The 18,596-nt window shown below is 60.9% G+C and carries 16 protein-coding genes and 2 tRNA genes; 10 read left to right on the plus strand and 8 right to left on the minus strand.

Annotated elements, in window-relative coordinates:
- Positions 1-12: 12 nt before the first annotated feature.
- Positions 13-915 (plus strand): acetylglutamate kinase, encoded by a 903-nt coding sequence (gene argB, locus FP2506_RS06305; RefSeq protein WP_040488964.1) that lies wholly within the window; start codon positions 13-15, stop codon positions 913-915.
- A gap of 23 nt (positions 916-938) precedes the next feature.
- Here argB and FP2506_RS06310 read toward each other — a convergent pair whose 3' ends face one another.
- A complete protein-coding gene (locus FP2506_RS06310) occupies positions 939-1,832 on the minus strand; it encodes an EamA family transporter (RefSeq protein WP_007066586.1) in 894 nt (297 codons plus the stop codon).
- Between the two features lie 70 nt (positions 1,833-1,902).
- Here FP2506_RS06310 and FP2506_RS06315 point away from each other — a divergent pair, with 70 nt between their 5' ends.
- On the plus strand, positions 1,903-2,622 hold the full coding sequence (locus FP2506_RS06315; protein WP_007066587.1) for a pyrimidine 5'-nucleotidase: 720 nt from the start codon (positions 1,903-1,905) through the stop codon (positions 2,620-2,622).
- 64 nt (positions 2,623-2,686) lie between these two features.
- Here FP2506_RS06315 and FP2506_RS06320 read toward each other — a convergent pair whose 3' ends face one another.
- From FP2506_RS06320 to FP2506_RS06340, 5 genes are all read right to left on the minus strand, one after another.
- Complete coding sequence (locus tag FP2506_RS06320; protein WP_007066588.1) at positions 2,687-2,995, minus strand: hypothetical protein; 309 nt, start codon at positions 2,993-2,995, stop codon at positions 2,687-2,689.
- A gap of 170 nt (positions 2,996-3,165) precedes the next feature.
- The gene (locus FP2506_RS06325) at positions 3,166-4,662 is read right to left on the minus strand and encodes a serine protease (protein WP_244404258.1); all 1,497 of its coding nucleotides are present in this window, start codon (positions 4,660-4,662) and stop codon (positions 3,166-3,168) included.
- A 228-nt stretch (positions 4,663-4,890) separates the two neighbouring features.
- A complete protein-coding gene (locus tag FP2506_RS06330) occupies positions 4,891-6,033 on the minus strand; it encodes a DNA recombination protein RmuC (RefSeq protein WP_244404133.1) in 1,143 nt (380 codons plus the stop codon).
- Between the two features lie 60 nt (positions 6,034-6,093).
- Positions 6,094-6,471 (minus strand): I78 family peptidase inhibitor, encoded by a 378-nt coding sequence (locus tag FP2506_RS17925; protein WP_187289025.1) that lies wholly within the window; start codon positions 6,469-6,471, stop codon positions 6,094-6,096.
- Between the two features lie 95 nt (positions 6,472-6,566).
- Entirely contained in the window at positions 6,567-6,974 is a 408-nt protein-coding gene (locus FP2506_RS06340; protein ID WP_007066592.1) for an MAPEG family protein, read from the minus strand.
- Positions 6,975-7,161: 187 nt separating this feature from the next.
- Here FP2506_RS06340 and FP2506_RS06345 point away from each other — a divergent pair, with 187 nt between their 5' ends.
- The 6 genes from FP2506_RS06345 to FP2506_RS06370 all read left to right on the plus strand — a co-directional run bounded on the left by FP2506_RS06345 (position 7,162) and on the right by FP2506_RS06370 (position 12,720).
- Positions 7,162-7,737, plus strand: coding sequence for an NnrU family protein (locus tag FP2506_RS06345; RefSeq protein ID WP_040489472.1), 576 nt, complete (start codon positions 7,162-7,164; stop codon positions 7,735-7,737).
- Positions 7,738-7,845: 108 nt separating this feature from the next.
- Positions 7,846-9,018 (plus strand): tetratricopeptide repeat protein, encoded by a 1,173-nt coding sequence (locus tag FP2506_RS17930; RefSeq protein ID WP_007066594.1) that lies wholly within the window; start codon positions 7,846-7,848, stop codon positions 9,016-9,018.
- Positions 9,019-9,065: 47 nt separating this feature from the next.
- Entirely contained in the window at positions 9,066-10,478 is a 1,413-nt protein-coding gene (gene der / locus FP2506_RS06355) for a ribosome biogenesis GTPase Der (protein WP_007066595.1), read from the plus strand.
- Between the two features lie 146 nt (positions 10,479-10,624).
- On the plus strand, positions 10,625-11,752 hold the full coding sequence (locus FP2506_RS06360; RefSeq protein ID WP_040488966.1) for a cell wall hydrolase: 1,128 nt from the start codon (positions 10,625-10,627) through the stop codon (positions 11,750-11,752).
- Positions 11,753-11,933: 181 nt separating this feature from the next.
- The gene (gene eda / locus FP2506_RS06365; protein WP_007066597.1) at positions 11,934-12,572 is read left to right on the plus strand and encodes a bifunctional 4-hydroxy-2-oxoglutarate aldolase/2-dehydro-3-deoxy-phosphogluconate aldolase; all 639 of its coding nucleotides are present in this window, start codon (positions 11,934-11,936) and stop codon (positions 12,570-12,572) included.
- Positions 12,573-12,645: 73 nt separating this feature from the next.
- Positions 12,646-12,720: transfer RNA gene (locus tag FP2506_RS06370), tRNA-Gly, on the plus strand.
- A gap of 292 nt (positions 12,721-13,012) precedes the next feature.
- Here FP2506_RS06370 and FP2506_RS06375 read toward each other — a convergent pair.
- A tRNA-Phe gene (locus FP2506_RS06375) sits at positions 13,013-13,088 on the minus strand.
- Between the two features lie 322 nt (positions 13,089-13,410).
- On the opposite strand from FP2506_RS06375, the gene FP2506_RS06380 reads away from it, so the two are divergent.
- Positions 13,411-13,965 carry a fasciclin domain-containing protein gene (locus tag FP2506_RS06380; RefSeq protein WP_007066598.1) on the plus strand — a complete coding sequence of 185 codons (555 nt, stop codon included), beginning with the start codon at positions 13,411-13,413 and terminating at the stop codon, positions 13,963-13,965.
- 91 nt (positions 13,966-14,056) lie between these two features.
- Here FP2506_RS06380 and gyrB read toward each other — a convergent pair whose 3' ends face one another.
- Positions 14,057-16,495, minus strand: coding sequence for a DNA topoisomerase (ATP-hydrolyzing) subunit B (gyrB, locus tag FP2506_RS06385; RefSeq protein ID WP_007066599.1), 2,439 nt, complete (start codon positions 16,493-16,495; stop codon positions 14,057-14,059).
- A gap of 553 nt (positions 16,496-17,048) precedes the next feature.
- On the opposite strand from gyrB, the gene FP2506_RS06390 reads away from it, so the two are divergent.
- On the plus strand, positions 17,049-18,452 hold the full coding sequence (locus FP2506_RS06390) for a cytochrome P450 (protein ID WP_007066600.1): 1,404 nt from the start codon (positions 17,049-17,051) through the stop codon (positions 18,450-18,452).
- Positions 18,453-18,596: the final 144 nt, after the last annotated feature.

Raw genomic sequence — 18,596 nt, forward strand, 5'->3', positions numbered from 1 at the left:
CAAGAGACCACGATGAGCGACACCCCTTCCGCTTTGGATAATGCCGAGACCCAGGCCCGCCTTCTCTCGGAGGCCCTGCCCTACATGCAGGCCTACGAGAACAAGAGCGTGGTCGTGAAATATGGCGGGCATGCCATGGGCGATACCGAACTCGGTCGCGCCTTTGCCCGCGACATCGCGCTTCTCAAGCAGTCTGGCGTCAACCCGATCGTCGTCCATGGCGGCGGCCCTCAGATCGGCCGCATGCTCAACCAGATGGGCATCGAGTCGCGTTTCGAGGGCGGCCTGCGTGTGACCGACGCGGAGACGGTGCGGATCGTCGAAATGGTGCTCGCCGGTTCAATCAACAAGGAAATCGTCGCGATGATCAACGCCGAGGGCGAATGGGCCATCGGTCTTTGCGGCAAGGATGGCAACCTGGTCTTCGCTGAAAAAGCGACAAAGACGATGATCGACCCGGATTCCAACATCGAGAAGGTACTCGATCTCGGCTTCGTCGGCGAACCTGTCGAGGTCGACCGCACATTGCTCGATCTTTTAGCGCGATCGGAAATGATCCCGGTAATCGCGCCCGTGGCTCCCGGCCGGGACGGCGCGACCTACAACATCAACGCGGACACCTTCGCCGGCGCCATCGCAGGCTCTCTTAACGCCTCGCGTCTTCTCTTCCTGACAGATGTCCCCGGCGTCCTGAACAAAGATAAAGAACTCATCAAAGAGCTGAGTGTGAGCGAGGCGAAGGGGCTCATCCGCAACGGGACGATCTCCGGCGGTATGATCCCGAAGGTCGAAACCTGCATCGATGCGCTCGAGCGGGGTGTAGAAGGTGTCGTTATTCTCAACGGCAAGACACGGCATGCCGTGCTGCTTGAACTCCTGACGGAGCATGGCGCGGGAACGCTCATCGTTCCCTGAGCGAGGCTCGGCCATTCTGGCCTTCAGCCAGACCGAACGAGGATCAAGACAGACAGGACAACGAGACCGCAACCGGCAAGCTCGGTTCTAGAGATGCGTTCGCGGAACCACCAGAGCGACGCCGCATAGGCAAACAGGAGTTCGCTCTGGCCGACGGTCTTGACCAGAGCGACCGGCTGCATGGCCATCGCGGTGAACCAGCAGATGGACGCGGCGGCACCGCAGAAGCCTGCCAGCAGGGCAGTCGGCCAATTTTTCGCAATCGCGCCTAGGGTGCGCCGCTCGCAAGCCAGCATGTATGCCGCCATCGCGACCGTCTGCAGGGTGATCATCCAGACCAGTGTCAGCGCCGCGGCGAGGATCGGCTCCGCCCCGTCGAGGGACAGCGCCGCGCCGCGGACGCCTATGGCTGCAAAGGCGAAGCCGAAGCCGGAGGCGAGACCAACGAGCGCCGAGGGGATCGCAGAGCGCTTCATGATGCGCCGAATGCTGCCCGTATCTGAGATCGAAAGGACGAGGACACCAAGAAGTCCGATCAGGATCGCAACGAGGCCTATCGGGTTCAAGACATCGCCGATGATGAGGAAACCAAAAACTGCCGCGATGATCGGCTCAGTCTTCGAATAGACCGTCGCCGCCAGGAAGTTGCGATAGGAAAAGGCGAGGATCAGGAGCGCGGTACCTGCAATTTGCGCAATCGCCGCGAAGACGACATATCCGAAGAAGATGAGGTTCGGCGTCGTTGTCGTGAATCCGAAGCTTTGCAGCGTCAGGAAGTAGACAACGGCGAATGGCAACCCGAACCCGAAACGAACGAAGGTCGCGCCGGTGGTGGACAGTTGGGCCTTGAGACGCTTCTGAAGGGCGGATCGGAGGTTCTGCAGAAATGCGGCCGCGACCGTGATTTCAATCCACATCCCTTGTGAACCTTTTTAGGCGACTCTGCCTCGGAAGGGCCGCGCGACATCCGAACCGACGACAGGACGAATGAGCACGACGACACACACGACGCTGACTGCTGAAGCCGACCGGGATGCCTTCGCGCACGTGCGGGACTGGATCTTCGATCTCGACAATACGCTATACCCGCGTCATTCGGACCTCTTTTCGCAGATCGATCAGCGGATGACGAGCTATATCGCCGAACTTATGACCCTGCCGAGGGACGAAGCGCGCGTCGTCCAAAAGGATCTCTATCGCCGTTACGGCACGACCTTGCGCGGTCTGATGGCCGAACGGGAAATCGATCCCGACGCATTCCTGCGCTTCGTGCACGACATCGATTATTCATGGCTCGAGCCGAACCCGCATCTTGGCGAGGCGATTGCCGCCCTGCCCGGCCGGAAGTTCATCTTTACCAATGGCGATCGTGGACACGCCGAGCGGGCGGCAAAGCAACTCGGTGTCCTCGACCATTTCGAGGACATCTTCGACATCGTCGCTTCGGATCTCGTGCCCAAGCCTGCAGCGGAAACATACGACAAGTTCGTAGGCCTGCACGCAATCGAGGTCGAGCATTCGGCGATGTTCGAGGATCTGGCGAAGAACCTTACCGTGCCGAAGATGCTCGGTATGAAAACCATCCTCGTCGTACCGCGCAATTTCGAGACGACGTTCGGCGACTATTGGGAACACGAGGGTCGCGATGGAAATCACATAGACTTCGTCACTGACGACCTGACGACCTTTCTCCGAAAGATCAGCTGAGATGCATCAGTCACGGGGGTAACCGCGGACCGAATTCTTAATGTTTGACTGGCGTTCATGGCGCTCAAAGGCGCGAGCGGCCTTTGCTTGCCATGCCAGTCTTCGGATCCCCCGCGTTCTCTTCAGCGGTCGCTTCTTCACCGTCGCCCAGCACGTCGCCTTCGCCGCGCTTGTTGCCCTCGAAAATCGCGGTCTGTTGCTCGGTCTCGTATCGTGCGATGCCTGCCTTCGACTCCTCGCGATCCTTCCCGCTTTCGCGATCGCTGTCTTTGCGCGCTTCGGTGTTACGCGTTTCGTCTTCAGACAGGTTCTCCGGCGTGTCCTTGTCCTGCTGCGAGCGCATCATTTTCGGTTCGGTGCTGAGGTCCGGCATCACGTACTCCTTCCGTCGTTGCGGTGTTTCAACGAGAACAAGAAGCGAAGCGAAGCTGTTCCATTCTACTCTCAGACACAGATCTAACCGAAGAAAAGCTTCCCATACGAAAAAGCCGCGCGAGAAACCCACGCGGCGCGAATAGGAGACCGGTTTTTTATCGAGCCCGTTTACTCGTCCAGGCAAAGAACCGGAAGAATGGAGTCCTTTACTCCAGCGACCGCATCGGGAACGCTCTGGAACGACGCATCGGCATCGGCGGTCTGGTAATCAACATCGTTCGCATCCAGGAAAGTCGAAACGGCGTTCGGCTGAATCGCGAAGTTGATCGACTGCGGAATGTCGCCGGTTGCGTCGGCCACTGCGACCGCATTGAGCTTGGCAGTGACAACACCGACGACGCGTCCCGCCAAGTCGACGAGCGGGCCACCCGAATTACCAGGCTGAACGGGCGCGGAGATCTGCATGTAGCGCGGATCGTTCATTAGGCCGAGCAGCGAGGAGATGTTGCCCCGAGTCACGTTGAGGGAGTCCGCGAGGATCGAACGCAATGGGAAACCAAGCGCCAGAATGTCCTCGCCGAGGCGCGGCTTGTCCACTGCAATCCTCAGCGGCTCCTCGAACCGACCCTCGACCTTGACGAGCGCGAGATCGTTTTCACTGTCGACAACCCGGTCTATAACCCGGCCATGCCCGCTTACGAGAACTGCGTTACAGGCGTTGACCACATGAGCGTTGGTCAAAACCCAGCCATCCTTCGAAACGGCGAACCCGGAGCCCGCCATGTCGAACGCCACATCGTCCGCGTCTCGCTCGCTGGTGGACATATCTCCATCTGCGGGGGGCATCGCGAACATGTTCGGCTGCGATGGATCTGCATAGGCGAGAGCATAGCGACCGTCGCGCTCCTCGCTCCCGCGCCGGCGTTCCATCATCGCGCTGAACGGACGATCCTCGCGGCTTGCGAGAAGCGGCTGACGAGGCTCGAGCGCGAAGGGTTCGAAGAGTTCCGAAGCAACATACAGGAAGGGCTCGACTTCTTCCTCGATCGCGGGGTCAAACGAGACTGAGAAACCGCGAAGGTCGAACTCGCTCCTATCTCCGACTTCGAAACGCATCAGGTAACTGCGTCCGCCATCGTTCCCCGAAACTCGGAACCAGTTCGGCGTGAATTCAGAGTCCGATACACTGCGTGTGTCGGTTTCAGTGGTCAGAACGTCGTAAAGCCCTTTGAGCGTCTGCCCAGTGTCCGCGACACGGACGGTCTCGACTTCGAGCCGACCATCCTCTGACCGCCAGAGATTGCCGACGTCCGTCTTGCCCGAGTCGACGACCCGGTTGAATGGAATCAGCATGCGTGCGCCGGTGAGTGCGTCGTCGGCGAATGCGATGCCGAGGCTGTCTTGGATCGAGTCGGACTTTGAGACGAGTTGAGCCAGCATATCGTCGGAAATGATGCCGCTTGGCTCCATTCCATGCCGAGCCTGAAAGTCTCGAATAGCGCGGAGAGAGCGTGGCCCGATGATGCCGTCGAACTCGCCCTCATAATCGCCTGTCCATGCGAGACGGATTTGCAGGCCTTGACGAAAATCGACATCGGTTTGGGAATTGTAGGCTTCAGCCAGCCCAATCGCGTGAGCTGGGGCCGTGGACGCGAAGGCCGGCACTAGGGCCAAGCTTACCGCCGTCAACAGTGTCCGCGCCGCGCGTCGCATTTTCATCCCCCTCAGGATCGAATAACTGGCTCCCAAACGACGCGACTCGCCATTTCGATCCCGGAAAAATTAACCTCTAGGTAAGGATAAGCGGGTTTGATCCGCATTGATAGCTGGCAACACCCGCATTATCAGCCTGTTTTCGCAATTAGTTCACTAGATATCACAAAAGTGTGATTTCTACTCGGCCGCTGTTCGACTGCCGCTGAAGTCTTCCTGACACGGCAATTCGCCGATCCTATCGACGCGACGGACGATCTTTTCGGTCGAGATCAGTATCTGGTCGATATCTCGGGCCGAACGTCCGAAATGATTTTTGAGCGCGCTGACCCGGTCGTTCAGTCTCGCGATCTCTTCGCCAAGATGTTGGGTTTCCCTTTGAATACGGCTGGCCTCTTCGCGCACCCGCGCATCCTTGAGAAGATTCTGAATCACCTGAATCGAAAGCATCAGCAACGTTGGGGAAACGATCACCACCCTCGCCCGGAAAGCCTTCTGGATGATGTCCGGAAAGCTCTCGCCAAGAAGTGCAAAAATCGTCTCCGAGGGCACGAACATCAGCGCGGTGTCGAGAGTCTCGTTGGGAATCAGGTATTTTGCGGACACCGCACGAATATGCACATCCATGTCGCGCCGCATCCGGCTCATAGCGAACTGTTTGGCCTCGGGCGTTTCAGCAGCGCTCAGCGCGGCGTAGGCATCAAGCGGGAACTTGGCGTCGACGACAAGGGGCGGCGCGCCGTTGGGCATCTCGATCAGGCAGTCGGGCCTCTTGCCGTTGGAAAGCGTTGCCTGCATCCGGTAGCCGTTCGCCGGCAGCGCATCGGCGACGATCGTCTGCATGCGCAACTCGCCGAAGGCCCCGCGGCTCTGCTTGTCGCCGAGAATGTCCTGCAGCTTGGAGATACCGCTCGCGAGCTGCCCGATCCGGTTCTGGGCGTCGTCGATGATCGCCAGCCGCTCCCCGAGTGCCGAAAGCGTATCCTTGGTTTCAGACCCCGTCGCCATGATCGAGCGACCGACGGAACTGGTCAGCCCGTCGAGCCGCCCCGCGAGCGTCGACGTCAATTCGGCCTGCCGCGATCCGAGCACTTCGGTCATGGTCTGGAGCCGGCCGGCGAGTTCCGACTGGGCACGCAACACGGCGTCGAGCCCCTCCGCACCACCGGCGGAGACGTCGATCCTCGACATCAGCCACCAGATGCGGCGAAGCGCCCTCAGCCAGAGCACGGCGAAGAGCACAGCCGATCCGGCGACGATCAATGCGATCCCGCTGAAGTCGATCGGGCCGATCGCGAGATGATCCGTCGCGAGCCATTCCATGATCTGATTCGCTTCCATACCGGCGATCATAGCCGGAGCCGGTTAAGGAAAAAGATCAAATCAAGAACGCTTTTGCGTCATTTTCGCCCGATGCCGGTTTATCGGAGAGCGACCGGTTTCACCGCAGTCCAGCGAAGTGATCTGGCCGGTCTCGTTGGTTCGAATGGTCAGGCGCATCGGCACGAAATCCTGTGTTAACATCGTATCCGGGCCCGCGACGCGCACGCTCTCCGCGCCGGTCAAATCTCGGGCCCTAGCCTGCGCCTCCGCGTTCATGCCGGTGCCGACGAGGCTCTGGGCGGCGGCCGCATTGCATTCGGTCCCGCCGCCCGCGGGATTGGCACCGGCGACCGGCGGACGGGCGAAATCGGGCTTGGAGGTGCATGCGGCGCCGAGACCGAGGGCGAGCCCGGCGAAAATGGTGGGAAGACGTTTCATCGGTTTGCCTCCTTTCGATGGCGTCCCTTCACCGCCGAACGTCTTGCGCATGACGGCCTGTTTCAACGTCCGACCCGGGAGATTCGGGCGCCATGTCAGAGAGCCGACAGACCCATGAACACGGCGGTCGCCGCGGAAGCGAGCATGGATGCCATCGACAGTCCGAAACCGATCATCCGCTGCCAGAGCGGCGCTTCGGCGCGGGTGAAATGCAGGCCGTGCAGCACCCGCCCGATCGTCAGCGCCAGGCCCAGAGCGTGGATGACCGACGGCCACGCTCCGAGGAGCGCTGCAAGCGCAAGAGCAAGAAGCGTCATCGGCATGATCTCGATGGCGTTCGCATGGCCACGCATTGCCTTGGCGAGATGCGCGTTTCCACCGTCGCCCACCATGATCTGATGGCGGACGCGGATTCGCCCAATCGCGAACGAGATCCAAAACAGGATCGCTATGTTCAGGCCGCAATAGATCGCTACTGCGCCGAGTGCCGCCGTTCCAGCCATGCAGATCCCTCTCTCAAACGACTTGTTCAACAACCAGAAATGGTGCCGTTAGCTTCAAGGGCCAATCAGGTGCCGCTTTCGGAGCGGAAACCCATACCGCGCTTGATGAAACTTGTCGCCGAGGCACCGTGACGCTTTGCGATGCATGCTATTCTGCATCTGCCACTGGTCTGAAGGGGACATTCGCGTGAGTTGGCTGATTGCAGGTCTAATCATCTTTATCGGCATGCATTCCATCCGCATCGTCGGAGAAGCACCGCGGGAGGCGTTGATCGGCCGCATCGGCGAAATGGCCTACAAGGGTACCTACGGCTTGGTTTCCCTTGTCGGCCTGATCCTGATAGGCCAGGGATACCGCGAAGCGCAGGCAACGGCAGGCGCCCTCTACACGCCATCGGAAAGCCTTTCTCACCTAGCGCTCGTCCTTGTCCCGATCGCCTTCGTTCTCGCTGCTGCGGCCTATGTCCCTGCGGGCCATATCAAGCGGCTGGCCCGCCATCCGATGGTCCTGGGCGTCGCCTTTTGGGCCGGAGGTCATCTGATTGCCAACGGTATGCTCGCTGATGTCGTACTCTTCGGTTCATTGCTGGCTTGGGCAGTTCTCGACTACCTGGCCGCGGTCCGTCGCAATGCGCATCCGGTCGCCTCGTCCGAGGTGTCGCTGAAGGGCGACGTCATCGCGGTCGTGGTCGGCTTCGTGGCGACGATCGCCTTCGTCCTCTGGCTCCACCAATGGCTGTTCGGCGTTGCGCCCATCGGCTAGGCCGGCTTTGCCCTTCCTTGCGCCGCAAAACTTGTTAGAAGACCCCTCGAAAAGCTGAACCGCCCATTGGGGCAAAGGATTTCGGCACAACGACAAGAGCGTGAGGCGATGAGCGACGAGGGTTTCTTCCGCGAGGTCAGCGAGGAGTTGCGGCAGGATCGACTGAAGTCGATCTGGACGCGGTTTGGCACGGCGATCGTATCGGTTGTCCTGATCGTTATACTGGCGACTGGTGCCTATGTCGGCTGGCAACGCTATTCGATCGCCCAAGCCAATGCGACCGGCGACCGCTATCTCGCCGCGCAGGACCTCGTCCGCGAAGGTGACATCGACGGCGCGATCGAAGCATTCCGCGCCATCGCGGAAGACGGTTCGGGCGCGTATCCGGAACTCGCCCAGATGTCGATCGCCAATGCCGAGGCCGAGGCCGGACGCAACGAAGATGCCATAGCGTCCTATGAAGCCGTTGCGAACGACAGTTCCGTGCCCGAAAGTCTGCGGGAGATGGCCGATCTACGAGCGGCCTATCTGCTTGTCGACCACGGCAGTCTTGACGATGTGCGTGCCCGCGCCGAAAGGCTGACCGGCGACGACAATCCACTGCGCTATGCCGCTCGCGATGCGATTGGGCTCGCTGCCTGGAAAGCGGGTGATACCGAGACCGCTCGCGATCTATATCAGTCGATCCTCGAGGCGGGGGACGCGCCGAACGGCATCAGTCAACGCGCCGGTCTCATCACCGGGCTTCTTGCGGCCGGCGCATCGGCCGAGGCTGCAACGGCCGGTACGAACGAGCCAGGGGAGGTTTCGGCGACGGACGCGCAGGCATCCGGCGAAGCTTCGACTGCGCCGACCGACCCGGCGTCTCAAACCGGCAACGAGGATCAAGTCGCGACAGAGCCAAGCGAGACCGAAGGCGAAGGCGCTTCCGAGACGGCCCCGGCCAGTGATGTCGCGACGACGGAGGCCGACGCAGCATCCGAGGCTGCTTCGCCAGACCCGGCCGCTGCCGAAAACAGCGCGCCGGCTTCTACTCCAGAGGCCCCGACAGGGGGCGGTGCTTCGACCGCAGAAGATGGTGGAGGCGCGGCGTCGGCACTTCCCGACACGGCCACATCGCCTGCATCGGCGGAATCGGAAGCCGATAGCGGAGCGGCCAGCGAGAACGCCGAGCCCGACGCATCCGGCGAGACTGGCGAGCCAGCGAATGCCGAAGACGACGCGGAGACGGTGATCTTGCCCGAACCTGCGGCCGACGAGGGCTCCGCCCCCAACGAATAGCACGCCACTGCCCGAAGTGAGGCGCGTGGCAATCGGAGACAAATTCCATGGTGTCGATCGCCATCATCGGGCGTCCCAATGTCGGGAAGTCGACGCTCTTCAATCGTCTCGTGGGCAAACGTCTCGCGCTCGTCGACGACCAGCCCGGCGTCACCCGCGACCGGCGACCCGGCGAAGGGCGGCTGATGGATCTTTCCTTCGAGATCGTCGACACGGCCGGCCTCGAAAACGCCCATAGCGAGAGCCTCTCCGGCCGCATGCGTGAGCAGACCGAGGAAGCGATCCGCATCGCCGATCTCTCGCTCTTCATGGTCGACGTGAAGAGCGGGATCACGCCGGAGGATCAGGACTTCGCGGAGGTCGCCCGACGCGCCGGCGGCAAGATTGTGCTCGTCGCCAACAAGGCCGAAGCGCGCGACTCCGATATCGGCTATCTCGATGCCTATGCGCTTGGGCTGGGCGACCCGGTGGCGATCTCGGCGGAGCACGGCGAAGGCATGGGCGATCTACGCGACGCCCTCGTAGAGGCCCTCGGGATCGAGGTCTTCGACCGCGATGCCGTGGCGTCGGACGAGGCGATCGTCGATGTCCCGGTGCCAGAAGATGACGACACGCCCCTCCCCTACGACGAGACCAAGCCGCTGCGCATGGCGATCGTCGGGCGCCCGAACGCCGGCAAGTCGACCCTCGTCAACCGGATGCTCGGCGAGGAGCGAATGCTGACCGGGCCGGAGGCAGGGATCACGCGCGATTCGATCTCTGTCGAGTGGGAATGGCGCGGCCGGCACTTCAAAATCTTCGATACGGCGGGCCTCCGTCGCAAGGCGCGGGTGCAGGAGAAGCTGGAAAAGCTCTCCGTCGCCGATGCGCTGAGGGCCCTCAAATTCGCCGAGGTGGTAGTGATCGTCCTCGACGTCACCATTCCCTTCGAGCGTCAGGACCTGACGATCGTCGACCTCATCGCGCGCGAAGGCCGCGCGCCGGTGATTGCCTTCAACAAGTGGGACATCGCCGAGGATCGGCAGGAACTCGCCAAGGAGTTGCGCGAGAAGACCGAACGTCTGCTGCCGCAGGTTCGCGGCATTCGCACAGTCATGATCTCCGGTGAAACCGGGGAAGGGCTCGACCGTCTGATGAAGGCCGTCGTCGACACCCACCGTACCTGGAACAGCCGCGTGACGACCGCCAAGCTCAACCAGTGGCTCGAAAGGACGATTGCGCATCATCCCCCACCGGCTGTCTCCGGGCGGCGCGTTACGATAAAATTCATGACCCAGGTGAAGACCCGGCCACCAACCTTCATGTTGTCGACGACTCGCCCCGAAGCGATCGGCGCATCCTATTCTCGCTACATAATTAACGGGTTACGGGATTCGTTCGACCTAAAGGGCGTGCCGATCCGACTCGGATTGCGCAAGCCTCGGAATCCCTACGCGGCAAAAAAGAAGCGCTCGTCCTGAAAATCGCCACGTTCTGTTAACCAAAGAACAAGGTCACTGGGGGATGTTGGAAAACATCTGGTAAGGTGTAACCGGGAAGTTACGGGGGCGTAATGAAATTTGGGGGCGTGGAAGGCACGCGCGGTGTTCGGGGGAACGCTTCGCTGATGTCCAAGACCGCGATTTTCGCAGTCGCTTCGGTTGCGGCTATGCTGATTGCGCCGGCGACCGCTGGTCTGCAGGATGTGACCGCGGTCAATGGCGGCACAGTTTCTGGGTCCGGCTGGCAAGCCGTCCTCAACGATATCCCGGTCGACGCAGACACGGCGCGACAGATCGCCGACATTGCATCGTCGGACATCGGATTGTCGGTCACGGACCCACTGCGCGTCGCCAAGGAGGCGATTGCTCAGGAACTTGCTTTGATGAGCGACGCCGATCGGATCGAGTCTTCGGGCAAGACAGGGCGGGTCTTCGAAAAGACCGTTCGCGACAGCTATCTCGCCACCGTTGCCGCTTCTGGCTCCTTCGCCGACGAACCGATCATGGGTTCGCGCGTCGCAGGCGGCAACGCCCGTATCCGCACTGCATTCGCTCAGCCGTCCCAGACCTTGGACGAGGCGAGCCGTATTGCCGCGAACTACCGTCTGAGCGGTCCTCCGAGTATCGAGGCTTCCGAAAATACCAACGACAAACTTCTTCTGGCCGCGCTTCAACCGAGCCAGGGGCTCGCACTCGGATACGCTTCGTCCGGCGAAGGACGCAATTCAGGCCGCGCCGCCTCGCTTTTCGAGAAAGTGCTGAAGGATCAGCCCGAAGCCTTCGTTCCGCCGATCGGCGAGGAGGATCACGCATGGGCAGCGAAGGTGCTACCGAAATCGTCCTTTACGGATAAGGAACAGGAATGCCTCGCCCGTGGTATCTATTTTGAGGCCCGCGGCGAAAGCGAAGAGGGTCAGGCCGCGGTCGCGCAGGTCATGCTGAATCGTGTGCGCAACCCATCCTTTCCGGACACCATTTGCGGTGTCGTCTACCAGAACCAGCATTGGCGTAATCGCTGCCAGTTCTCCTTCGCCTGCGACGGCATCAAGGATCGCATCGCCGACAAGAAGTCCTATACCCGGGCCGAGAAGGTTGCCGAAGCCGTGACCCACGGCGAGACCTGGCTGACCGAGGTTGGCTCCTCGACCCATTACCATGCGAACTATGTTCGTCCGCGCTGGGCGAGCGCGATGGAAAAGGTCGACAAAATCGGCAAGCATATCTTCTATCGCACCTATAACGGCGGCTGGTAAGCCACCACGCCAGATCCTAGTGACCTCATCTCGGGTCGGTAGCGAAGTTCGCTGCCGGCCCGATTGATTTTCGGCTGCCCGCGCTCATGTGGGCGGAGATCCCGGTATCCGACCTTGCCACCATGCCGGCTCGGCGCGCATAAGCGCGGTGAACAGCAATCAACGCATTCGAGAGCCAAACATGCAGAAGACCGATCGCCTGCTGCAAATCCTGACCGGCCAAGCCGTCATTCCGGTTGTCGCCGTCGACAGCATACAGGAGGGCGTAGGCCTAGCCCGCGCCTTGGCAAAGGGTGGCCTCAAAGCGATCGAGGTGACGCTCCGCACACCAGCTGCGCTTGAGGCTATCGAAGCGATCGTGGTCGATGTGCCGGAAGCTATCTGCGGCGCCGGAACGATCCTGAAGCCGGACGACTACACGAATGCGGTGAAGGCCGGCGCAAAATTCATCGTTTCGCCAGGCGCAACCGTCGAACTGCTCGACACGGCAAAGAAAAGCGCAATACCGTTCTTGCCAGGCTCGGCGACGCCCAGCGAGCTTCTCGCAATGCTGCAGGAAGGCTACGAGGTGCTCAAGTTCTTTCCCGCCGAGCAGAGTGGCGGGCTGTCCTATCTCAGATCCCTCGCGCCGGTTTTTCAGGGCGTCAAATTCTGCCCGACAGGCGGCGTTTCACCCGACAATGCGCGCGACTATCTGGCTCTACCGAACGTCGTCTGCGTGGGAGGCTCGTGGGTTGCGCCAAAGGCTCTGATCAAGGACGGGGCGTGGGACGAGATTACCAAACTGGCGGCCGAAGCGGCGGGGCTGTCAGCAGACTGATCTGGCCAACGAGAAGAGTGTTGCGGCCCAACTTGACGAGCGTCAGGCAACCGATCATTGTCCGACACCGCGGGCGGGCGTAGTTCAGCGGTAGAACGCAAGCTTCCCAAGCTTGATGTCGTGGGTTCGATCCCCATCGCCCGCTCCAGTCTCTTATTGGACTCGTCGAGTAGGACGGTCCCAGTTTATCGAATAAACGAAGATCGAACGCGACTTCCATGTCGCTTAGCGACGCTGCCGGCCCAACGGCTTGATCGGCTGCAGGTTGTCCGTCTCTAGCGCACCCCCTCTGTACGCCAAAGCGTCTGCTAGAAGTCGGCGGTACCTTTTCATGCGGACTGCAGGGAGATGCCGACGTTCGGATGGACGGCACGTTCGCGGCACGAAGCGCCGTGGTCCGATCGTTGTGTGCCCCGACAAGGGCTAGACGAGTTGGACAGTGGTGCCCGAGGGCGGATTCGAACCACCGACACAGCGATTTTCAGTCGCTTGCTCTACCAACTGAGCTACTCGGGCATCTCGCGGCGTAGGCTTGGCAGGTCTCGAAAATCTCGACAGAAAGCCTCGCGAATGCCGGCCTTATAGAGAAGCGAAATCGGACTGTCCAGCGTTTGTCCCGGAGCATTTTCGTTTGATGCTAGGAGGCCCGCGCTGGGACTTTCCGGCCTCATTCTGCAGCGTGCAGAGCGACGTTATCCGCCGTGTTTCTGATTGCGCTCGAATACGAGCCTGGAAACCCAAAGCAGATACCACACGCATCCTCGCGCCATGTGCTTCCGTAGCTCAATACGAAACGCTGCGATGAAGCTGCGTTCACGCAAACAGGGAGGACTCACCTATGACGAAATTTCTGAAATCGACGCTGGTCGCCACATCGCTCGCTCTTGCCACCGCCCCGGCAGCGCTCGCTCAGAACCCGACGGTCGGAGGCGCCGCCATGCCGTCGAACCAGACCATTGTTCAAAACGCGTCGAACTCGCCGATTCACACGACGCTGGTCTCTGCCGTCAAGCAGGCAGGGCTCGTCGAGACGCTTGCCTCGCCTGGTCCGTTCACTGTCTTCGCTCCGACCGACGCCGCTTTCGGCAAGGTTCCGTCAAGCACCGTCTCGATGTTGATGGATCCTGCAAACAACGATCAGCTTACTAAGGTTCTGACGGCGCATGTCGTCGCGGGCGACCTCTCGGCTGGTCAGATCCTGGCGCGCGCGAACGCCAACGGCGGGCAGTTCGCCATGAAGACCGTCTCCGGCGATACGATCACCGCCATGCCTGAAGGTCAGGGACTCGCAATCGTCGACGAGAACGGCGGCAAGGCGATCATCACGATCGCGGATGTCGACCAATCGAACGGCGTCATCCATGTTGTGAACAATGTGCTCGTACCGCAATAAGCGCAGCCACGGTCCGAAATGGCCAAATAAAAGGCCCGGAAGCTTCAGCCTTCCGGGCCTATTTCACCTTCGCAACGGCCTCCCGGCGAGATCAAATATCGAGGTTCGCCACCGTCAGCGCGTTGTCCTGAATAAACTCGCGTCGAGGGGCGACCTCGTCGCCCATCAGCTGAGCGAAAAGATTGTCGGCATCTGTCGCGTCCTGCACCTTCACACGCACCAATGTGCGGGCGTCAGGATCGAGCGTCGTCTCCCACAGCTGATCGGAGTTCATCTCGCCGAGGCCTTTGTAGCGTTGGGTGGTGATGCCCTTGCGGCCAACCTCGAAAACGGTAATGAGCAGCTGGAGCGGACCTGCGATGTCCCGCACAGTGTCCTTGCGTGCAAGCGTCGGGACGCCGCCGTCGTAGACCTCTCTGAGACGGGGTGCGTAGCGCATCAGTGCCAAAGCATCGCCCGACTGAAGCAGCGCAGCGTCGATGGTCTGCACTTCAGTCACACCCCGCACAGTGCGCATGAAGCGATAGCCACCAGCGACTGCCTCACCCGTCCAGCCGCGTTCCGTTTCCTCGGCGATCAGATCGAGGCGTGCGGCGATGCGCTTGGCGGTCTCTGGGCCGTCTTGCGGATGGTCGGCGACCTCCGGCGAAAGTGCGCCGAGGATTGTAGCCTGCTCGACAACCGACCGGTCGTAGCGCGAATGGAGGCCACTCAAGACGTTGCGGACGGCAAGCGCGTCGTCGACCGCTGTGCGTAGGTCGCGGCCCGCCCTCACCTCCCCGGACGCGAGAGTCAGCGAGGCGTCGTCTAGGCCACCCTCGATCAGGTAGTTTTCCAGAGCCTTCTCGTCCTTCAGATATTGGCTCTGCTTGCCACGTGTCACTTTGTAGAGCGGCGGCTGGGCAATGAAGACGTGGCCGCGCTCGATCAATTCCGGCATCTGCCGGAAGAAGAAGGTCAGTAGAAGCGTGCGGATGTGAGCGCCATCGACGTCGGCATCCGTCATGATGATGATCTTGTGGTAGCGCAGCTTGTCGGCGTTGAACTCGTCCTTTCCAATGGAGGTACCGAGCGCCGTGATGAGCGTGCCAATCTGATCGGAGCCGAGCATCCGGTCGAACCGCGCACGCTCCACATTCAGGATCTTGCCGCGGAGCGGCAGGATCGCTTGGTTCTGGCGCGAGCGTCCGCCCTTGGCCGAGCCCCCCGCCGAATCGCCCTCGACGATGAAGATTTCGGACTTGGCAGGATCGCGTTCCTGACAGTCGGCGAGCTTGCCGGGGAGTGAAGTGATGTCGAGCGCGCCCTTGCGGCGGGTCAGCTCGCGGGCGCGACGGGCCGCGTCACGCGCGGCCGCGGCCTCGACGACTTTTGAGATGACGATTTTGGCTTCCTGCGGGTTCTCCTCGAACCATTCGGACAGGCCCTGATTGACGAGATTCTCGACGACCGGGCGCACCTCCGAAGAGACGAGCTTGTCCTTGGTCTGGGAAGAGAACTTCGGGTCCGGCACTTTGACCGAAAGAATGCAGGAGAGGCCTTCCCGGCAATCGTCGCCGGTAAGCGTGACCTTCTCTTTCTTCAGAAGCCCGGACGCTTCGGCATAGCCGCCGACCTGCCGTGTCAGCGCGCCCCTGAAACCGGCGAGATGGGTGCCGCCGTCTCGCTGGGGAATGTTGTTGGTGAAGCAGAGGACGTTTTCATTGTAAGCATCGTTCCACCACATGGCGACTTCGACCGTGATGCCGTCCTTCTCGCCGGTGAGCGATATGGGCGTTGAGATCAAAGGTTTCTTGGCGCGGTCGACGTAGCGCACGAAGGCTTCGAGCCCGCCCTCGTAGAAGAGTTCGATCCTCTTCTCGTCTGCTGGCCGCTTGTCGGTGAGGATGATGCGTACGCCGGAATTAAGAAATGCGAGTTCGCGCAAGCGATGCTCGAGCGTCGAGTAGTCGAAGGCCGTCACACCCCGAAAGGTGTCGTGCGACGGCATAAAGGTGATCTCCGTGCCCGTCACCTCGCCGGCATCGCCCACGACGGCCAGCGGACCGTCTGCGACGCCGTGGGTAAAGGCCATCTCGAAGATCTTGCCTTTTTGTCTGATCTTCAGTTTCAGCCAGACCGAAAGGGCGTTGACGACCGAGACGCCAACGCCGTGGAGACCGCCGGAAACCTTGTACGAGTTCTGATCGAACTTCCCGCCAGCATGCAGCTGAGTCATGATGACCTCGGCCGCCGAAACGCCCTCGCCGCTATGAATGCCGGTTGGGATGCCGCGTCCATTGTCGGAGACCGAGCAGGAGCCGTCGGCATTGAGCGTGACCGTTACATGATCCGCATGGCCCGCGAGTGCCTCGTCGATCGCGTTATCGACGACTTCGTAGACCATGTGGTGCAGGCCAGATCCGTCGTCCGTGTCGCCGATGTACATGCCAGGGCGCTTGCGAACCGCATCGAGACCCTTGAGCACCTTAATGGAGTCGGCACCGTATTCGGCCGAGAGACCGGCGGACAGATCATTGGCTGCGGACATGATTTTCCTTGCATGCTTCCGAAGGGCGGACACGTTGCGCCACACCCCCGACGAAGAATCGCCGTGAGAGACCACCAGTATATAAAGACTGTGGGCATGGTATGAAAGCGTTGTGGATCGATCCGCTCGAGCCGTCCACGGATCGATGCGCCTAACGCAACAGGCTCCGAATTCGCAGATATCCCAAGGCGTGATAGCCTAACCGCTAGCGCGGCCCGCAGCAGCTCTTAGGCCGTCGAACTTGGCGATCGGCTCGCTAGGTCCTCTGCGGCCTCCGCGACGTACCACATCGACCATCGGAAATGCTTCGGATCGCCGGGGTCGCCAAAATCGCCATTCGATGCCGAGACGTGAAACACCCCTGTTTCGCAGGCGTTCACAGCATCCTAGACATGTAAAGGTTTCGCGCCGGCAAGGGTCAGTCGAGAACCCAGCTTCGGCACAGCGCGGCGATTTGCGACAGTGCAGTAAGAGGCGGTTGCCGTCGACGGGCTTCGTCCGCATGCCCATGTTGTGACGAAACCAGTCTCGGAACCGATGGGCGAACCGTTCGATGAGCAATGCAACTGCAGCACTCAATGCTCCAATTCTGCCGACGGAACAAACACGTCCGTTCCGAGCGCCGGCCCCTGTTCCTCATTCCGAACCCTTAGGTTTCTTCGGCTTTCTCCAGACCGCTTCGCGCAATCCGATTGAAATCTGGGGAACGCGAGCCTTCAAGGAGCCCTACATTGAGGGACGTTGGCTCGGCGTGCCGAACATCGTCGTCAACGATCCGCAGGCGGTGCGGCATCTCCTAGTCGAAAACGCTAAGAATTACGTGATGCAGCCGCTTCGCCAGCGCATCCTACGTCCACTGCTGCGGGACGGTCTTCTGACAGCGGAGGGACAACTTTGGCGGCGCACGCGGAAGGCGATCGCGCCGGTCTTCACGCCTCGCCACATTGCCGGCTTCACCGAGTCGATGGCGGCCAGATCGGAAAACGCGCGCGAGCGGCTTTCCGGAATGACCGGCAAAACGATCGACATCAGCCATGAGACGACGCTGCTGACGTTCGATATCCTTCAGGCGACTTTGTTTTCAGACGACATCGCCTCCGAACCTGACGAATTCGCCCGCTCGACGAGCGATTTTCTTGGCTCGATGGGCCGTGTCGACCCACTCGATTTGCTCGGTGCACCGCAATTTCTACCGCGCATCAGGCGTCTGCGCGGGCGCAAATCGATGGCGTACTTCCGCCAACTCATCGGCGACACCATCGAGAAGCGCAGAGCTCAACTCGAGCGCGATCCGGAAGGCGTTCCGGCCGATCTTTTGACGCTTCTGCTCAAGGCCGACGGGCTTTCGCGCGACGAAATCGAAGACAACATCATCACTTTTATCGGCGCTGGCCATGAGACTACAGCGCGCTCTTTGGCTTGGACTCTCTACCTTCTCAGCCAGGCCCCCGACGAGCGAGAAAAGGTGGAAACAGAGATAGATGCGGTTGTCCCATCACTCGAGCATCCGAGCCAGTATCTCGACGCTCTACCGCGGACCCGTGCGGCCTTTGAAGAATCCATGCGCCTCTATCCGCCGGCACCATCCTTAAACAGGACCGCATTGCAGCCCGACCAAGTCGGCGATCTCAAAATCCCGGCTGGAGCAACGGTACTCGTCATGCCTTGGCTGATCCACAGGCACGAAATGCTGTGGGATAGGCCGGATCACTTTATCCCGGAGCGGTTCATGCCGGATAGGCGCGAAGCGATCGACCGCTACCAGTATCTCCCCTTTGGCGTCGGACCGCGCGTCTGCATTGGTGCCAGTTTCGCCCTTCAGGAGGCCGTGATCGCACTAGCGATCCTGATGCGCTCGCTTCGCTTCGACTATACGGGCGCGAAACAGCCTTCTGTCGTGCAACGTATCACGGTGCAGCCCGAGAACGGCCTGCCAATGAGTGTGCGACGCCGATAGGTCCGGTTTGAATTGAAATCGGTATTGGACGCGACGCCCTGCAGAACTGCGACCTTGCCTTTAGGGCGCATGATCTCCATATACAGGCCGTCGGGATTTTATGAGCCCGGGGTCTGGCTGCCGTTCATCTCGCTTGCTCCAAGC

This window comes from Fulvimarina pelagi HTCC2506 (assembly GCF_000153705.1).
Taxonomy (GTDB): domain Bacteria; phylum Pseudomonadota; class Alphaproteobacteria; order Rhizobiales; family Rhizobiaceae; genus Fulvimarina; species Fulvimarina pelagi.

Coding starts and splice junctions, on each gene's coding strand:
- argB (WP_040488964.1), top strand. CDS start 13: ATGAGCGACACCCCTTCCGCTTTGGATAATGCCGAGACCCAGGCCCGC.
- FP2506_RS06310 (WP_007066586.1), bottom strand. CDS start 1,832: ATGTGGATTGAAATCACGGTCGCGGCCGCATTTCTGCAGAACCTCCGA.
- FP2506_RS06315 (WP_007066587.1), top strand. CDS start 1,903: ATGAGCACGACGACACACACGACGCTGACTGCTGAAGCCGACCGGGAT.
- FP2506_RS06320 (WP_007066588.1), bottom strand. CDS start 2,995: ATGCCGGACCTCAGCACCGAACCGAAAATGATGCGCTCGCAGCAGGAC.
- FP2506_RS06330 (WP_244404133.1), bottom strand. CDS start 6,033: ATGGAATGGCTCGCGACGGATCATCTCGCGATCGGCCCGATCGACTTC.
- FP2506_RS17925 (WP_187289025.1), bottom strand. CDS start 6,471: ATGAAACGTCTTCCCACCATTTTCGCCGGGCTCGCCCTCGGTCTCGGC.
- FP2506_RS06340 (WP_007066592.1), bottom strand. CDS start 6,974: ATGGCTGGAACGGCGGCACTCGGCGCAGTAGCGATCTATTGCGGCCTG.
- FP2506_RS17930 (WP_007066594.1), top strand. CDS start 7,846: ATGAGCGACGAGGGTTTCTTCCGCGAGGTCAGCGAGGAGTTGCGGCAG.
- der (WP_007066595.1), top strand. CDS start 9,066: ATGGTGTCGATCGCCATCATCGGGCGTCCCAATGTCGGGAAGTCGACG.
- FP2506_RS06360 (WP_040488966.1), top strand. CDS start 10,625: ATGTCCAAGACCGCGATTTTCGCAGTCGCTTCGGTTGCGGCTATGCTG.
- eda (WP_007066597.1), top strand. CDS start 11,934: ATGCAGAAGACCGATCGCCTGCTGCAAATCCTGACCGGCCAAGCCGTC.
- FP2506_RS06380 (WP_007066598.1), top strand. CDS start 13,411: ATGACGAAATTTCTGAAATCGACGCTGGTCGCCACATCGCTCGCTCTT.
- gyrB (WP_007066599.1), bottom strand. CDS start 16,495: ATGTCCGCAGCCAATGATCTGTCCGCCGGTCTCTCGGCCGAATACGGT.
- FP2506_RS06390 (WP_007066600.1), top strand. CDS start 17,049: ATGAGCAATGCAACTGCAGCACTCAATGCTCCAATTCTGCCGACGGAA.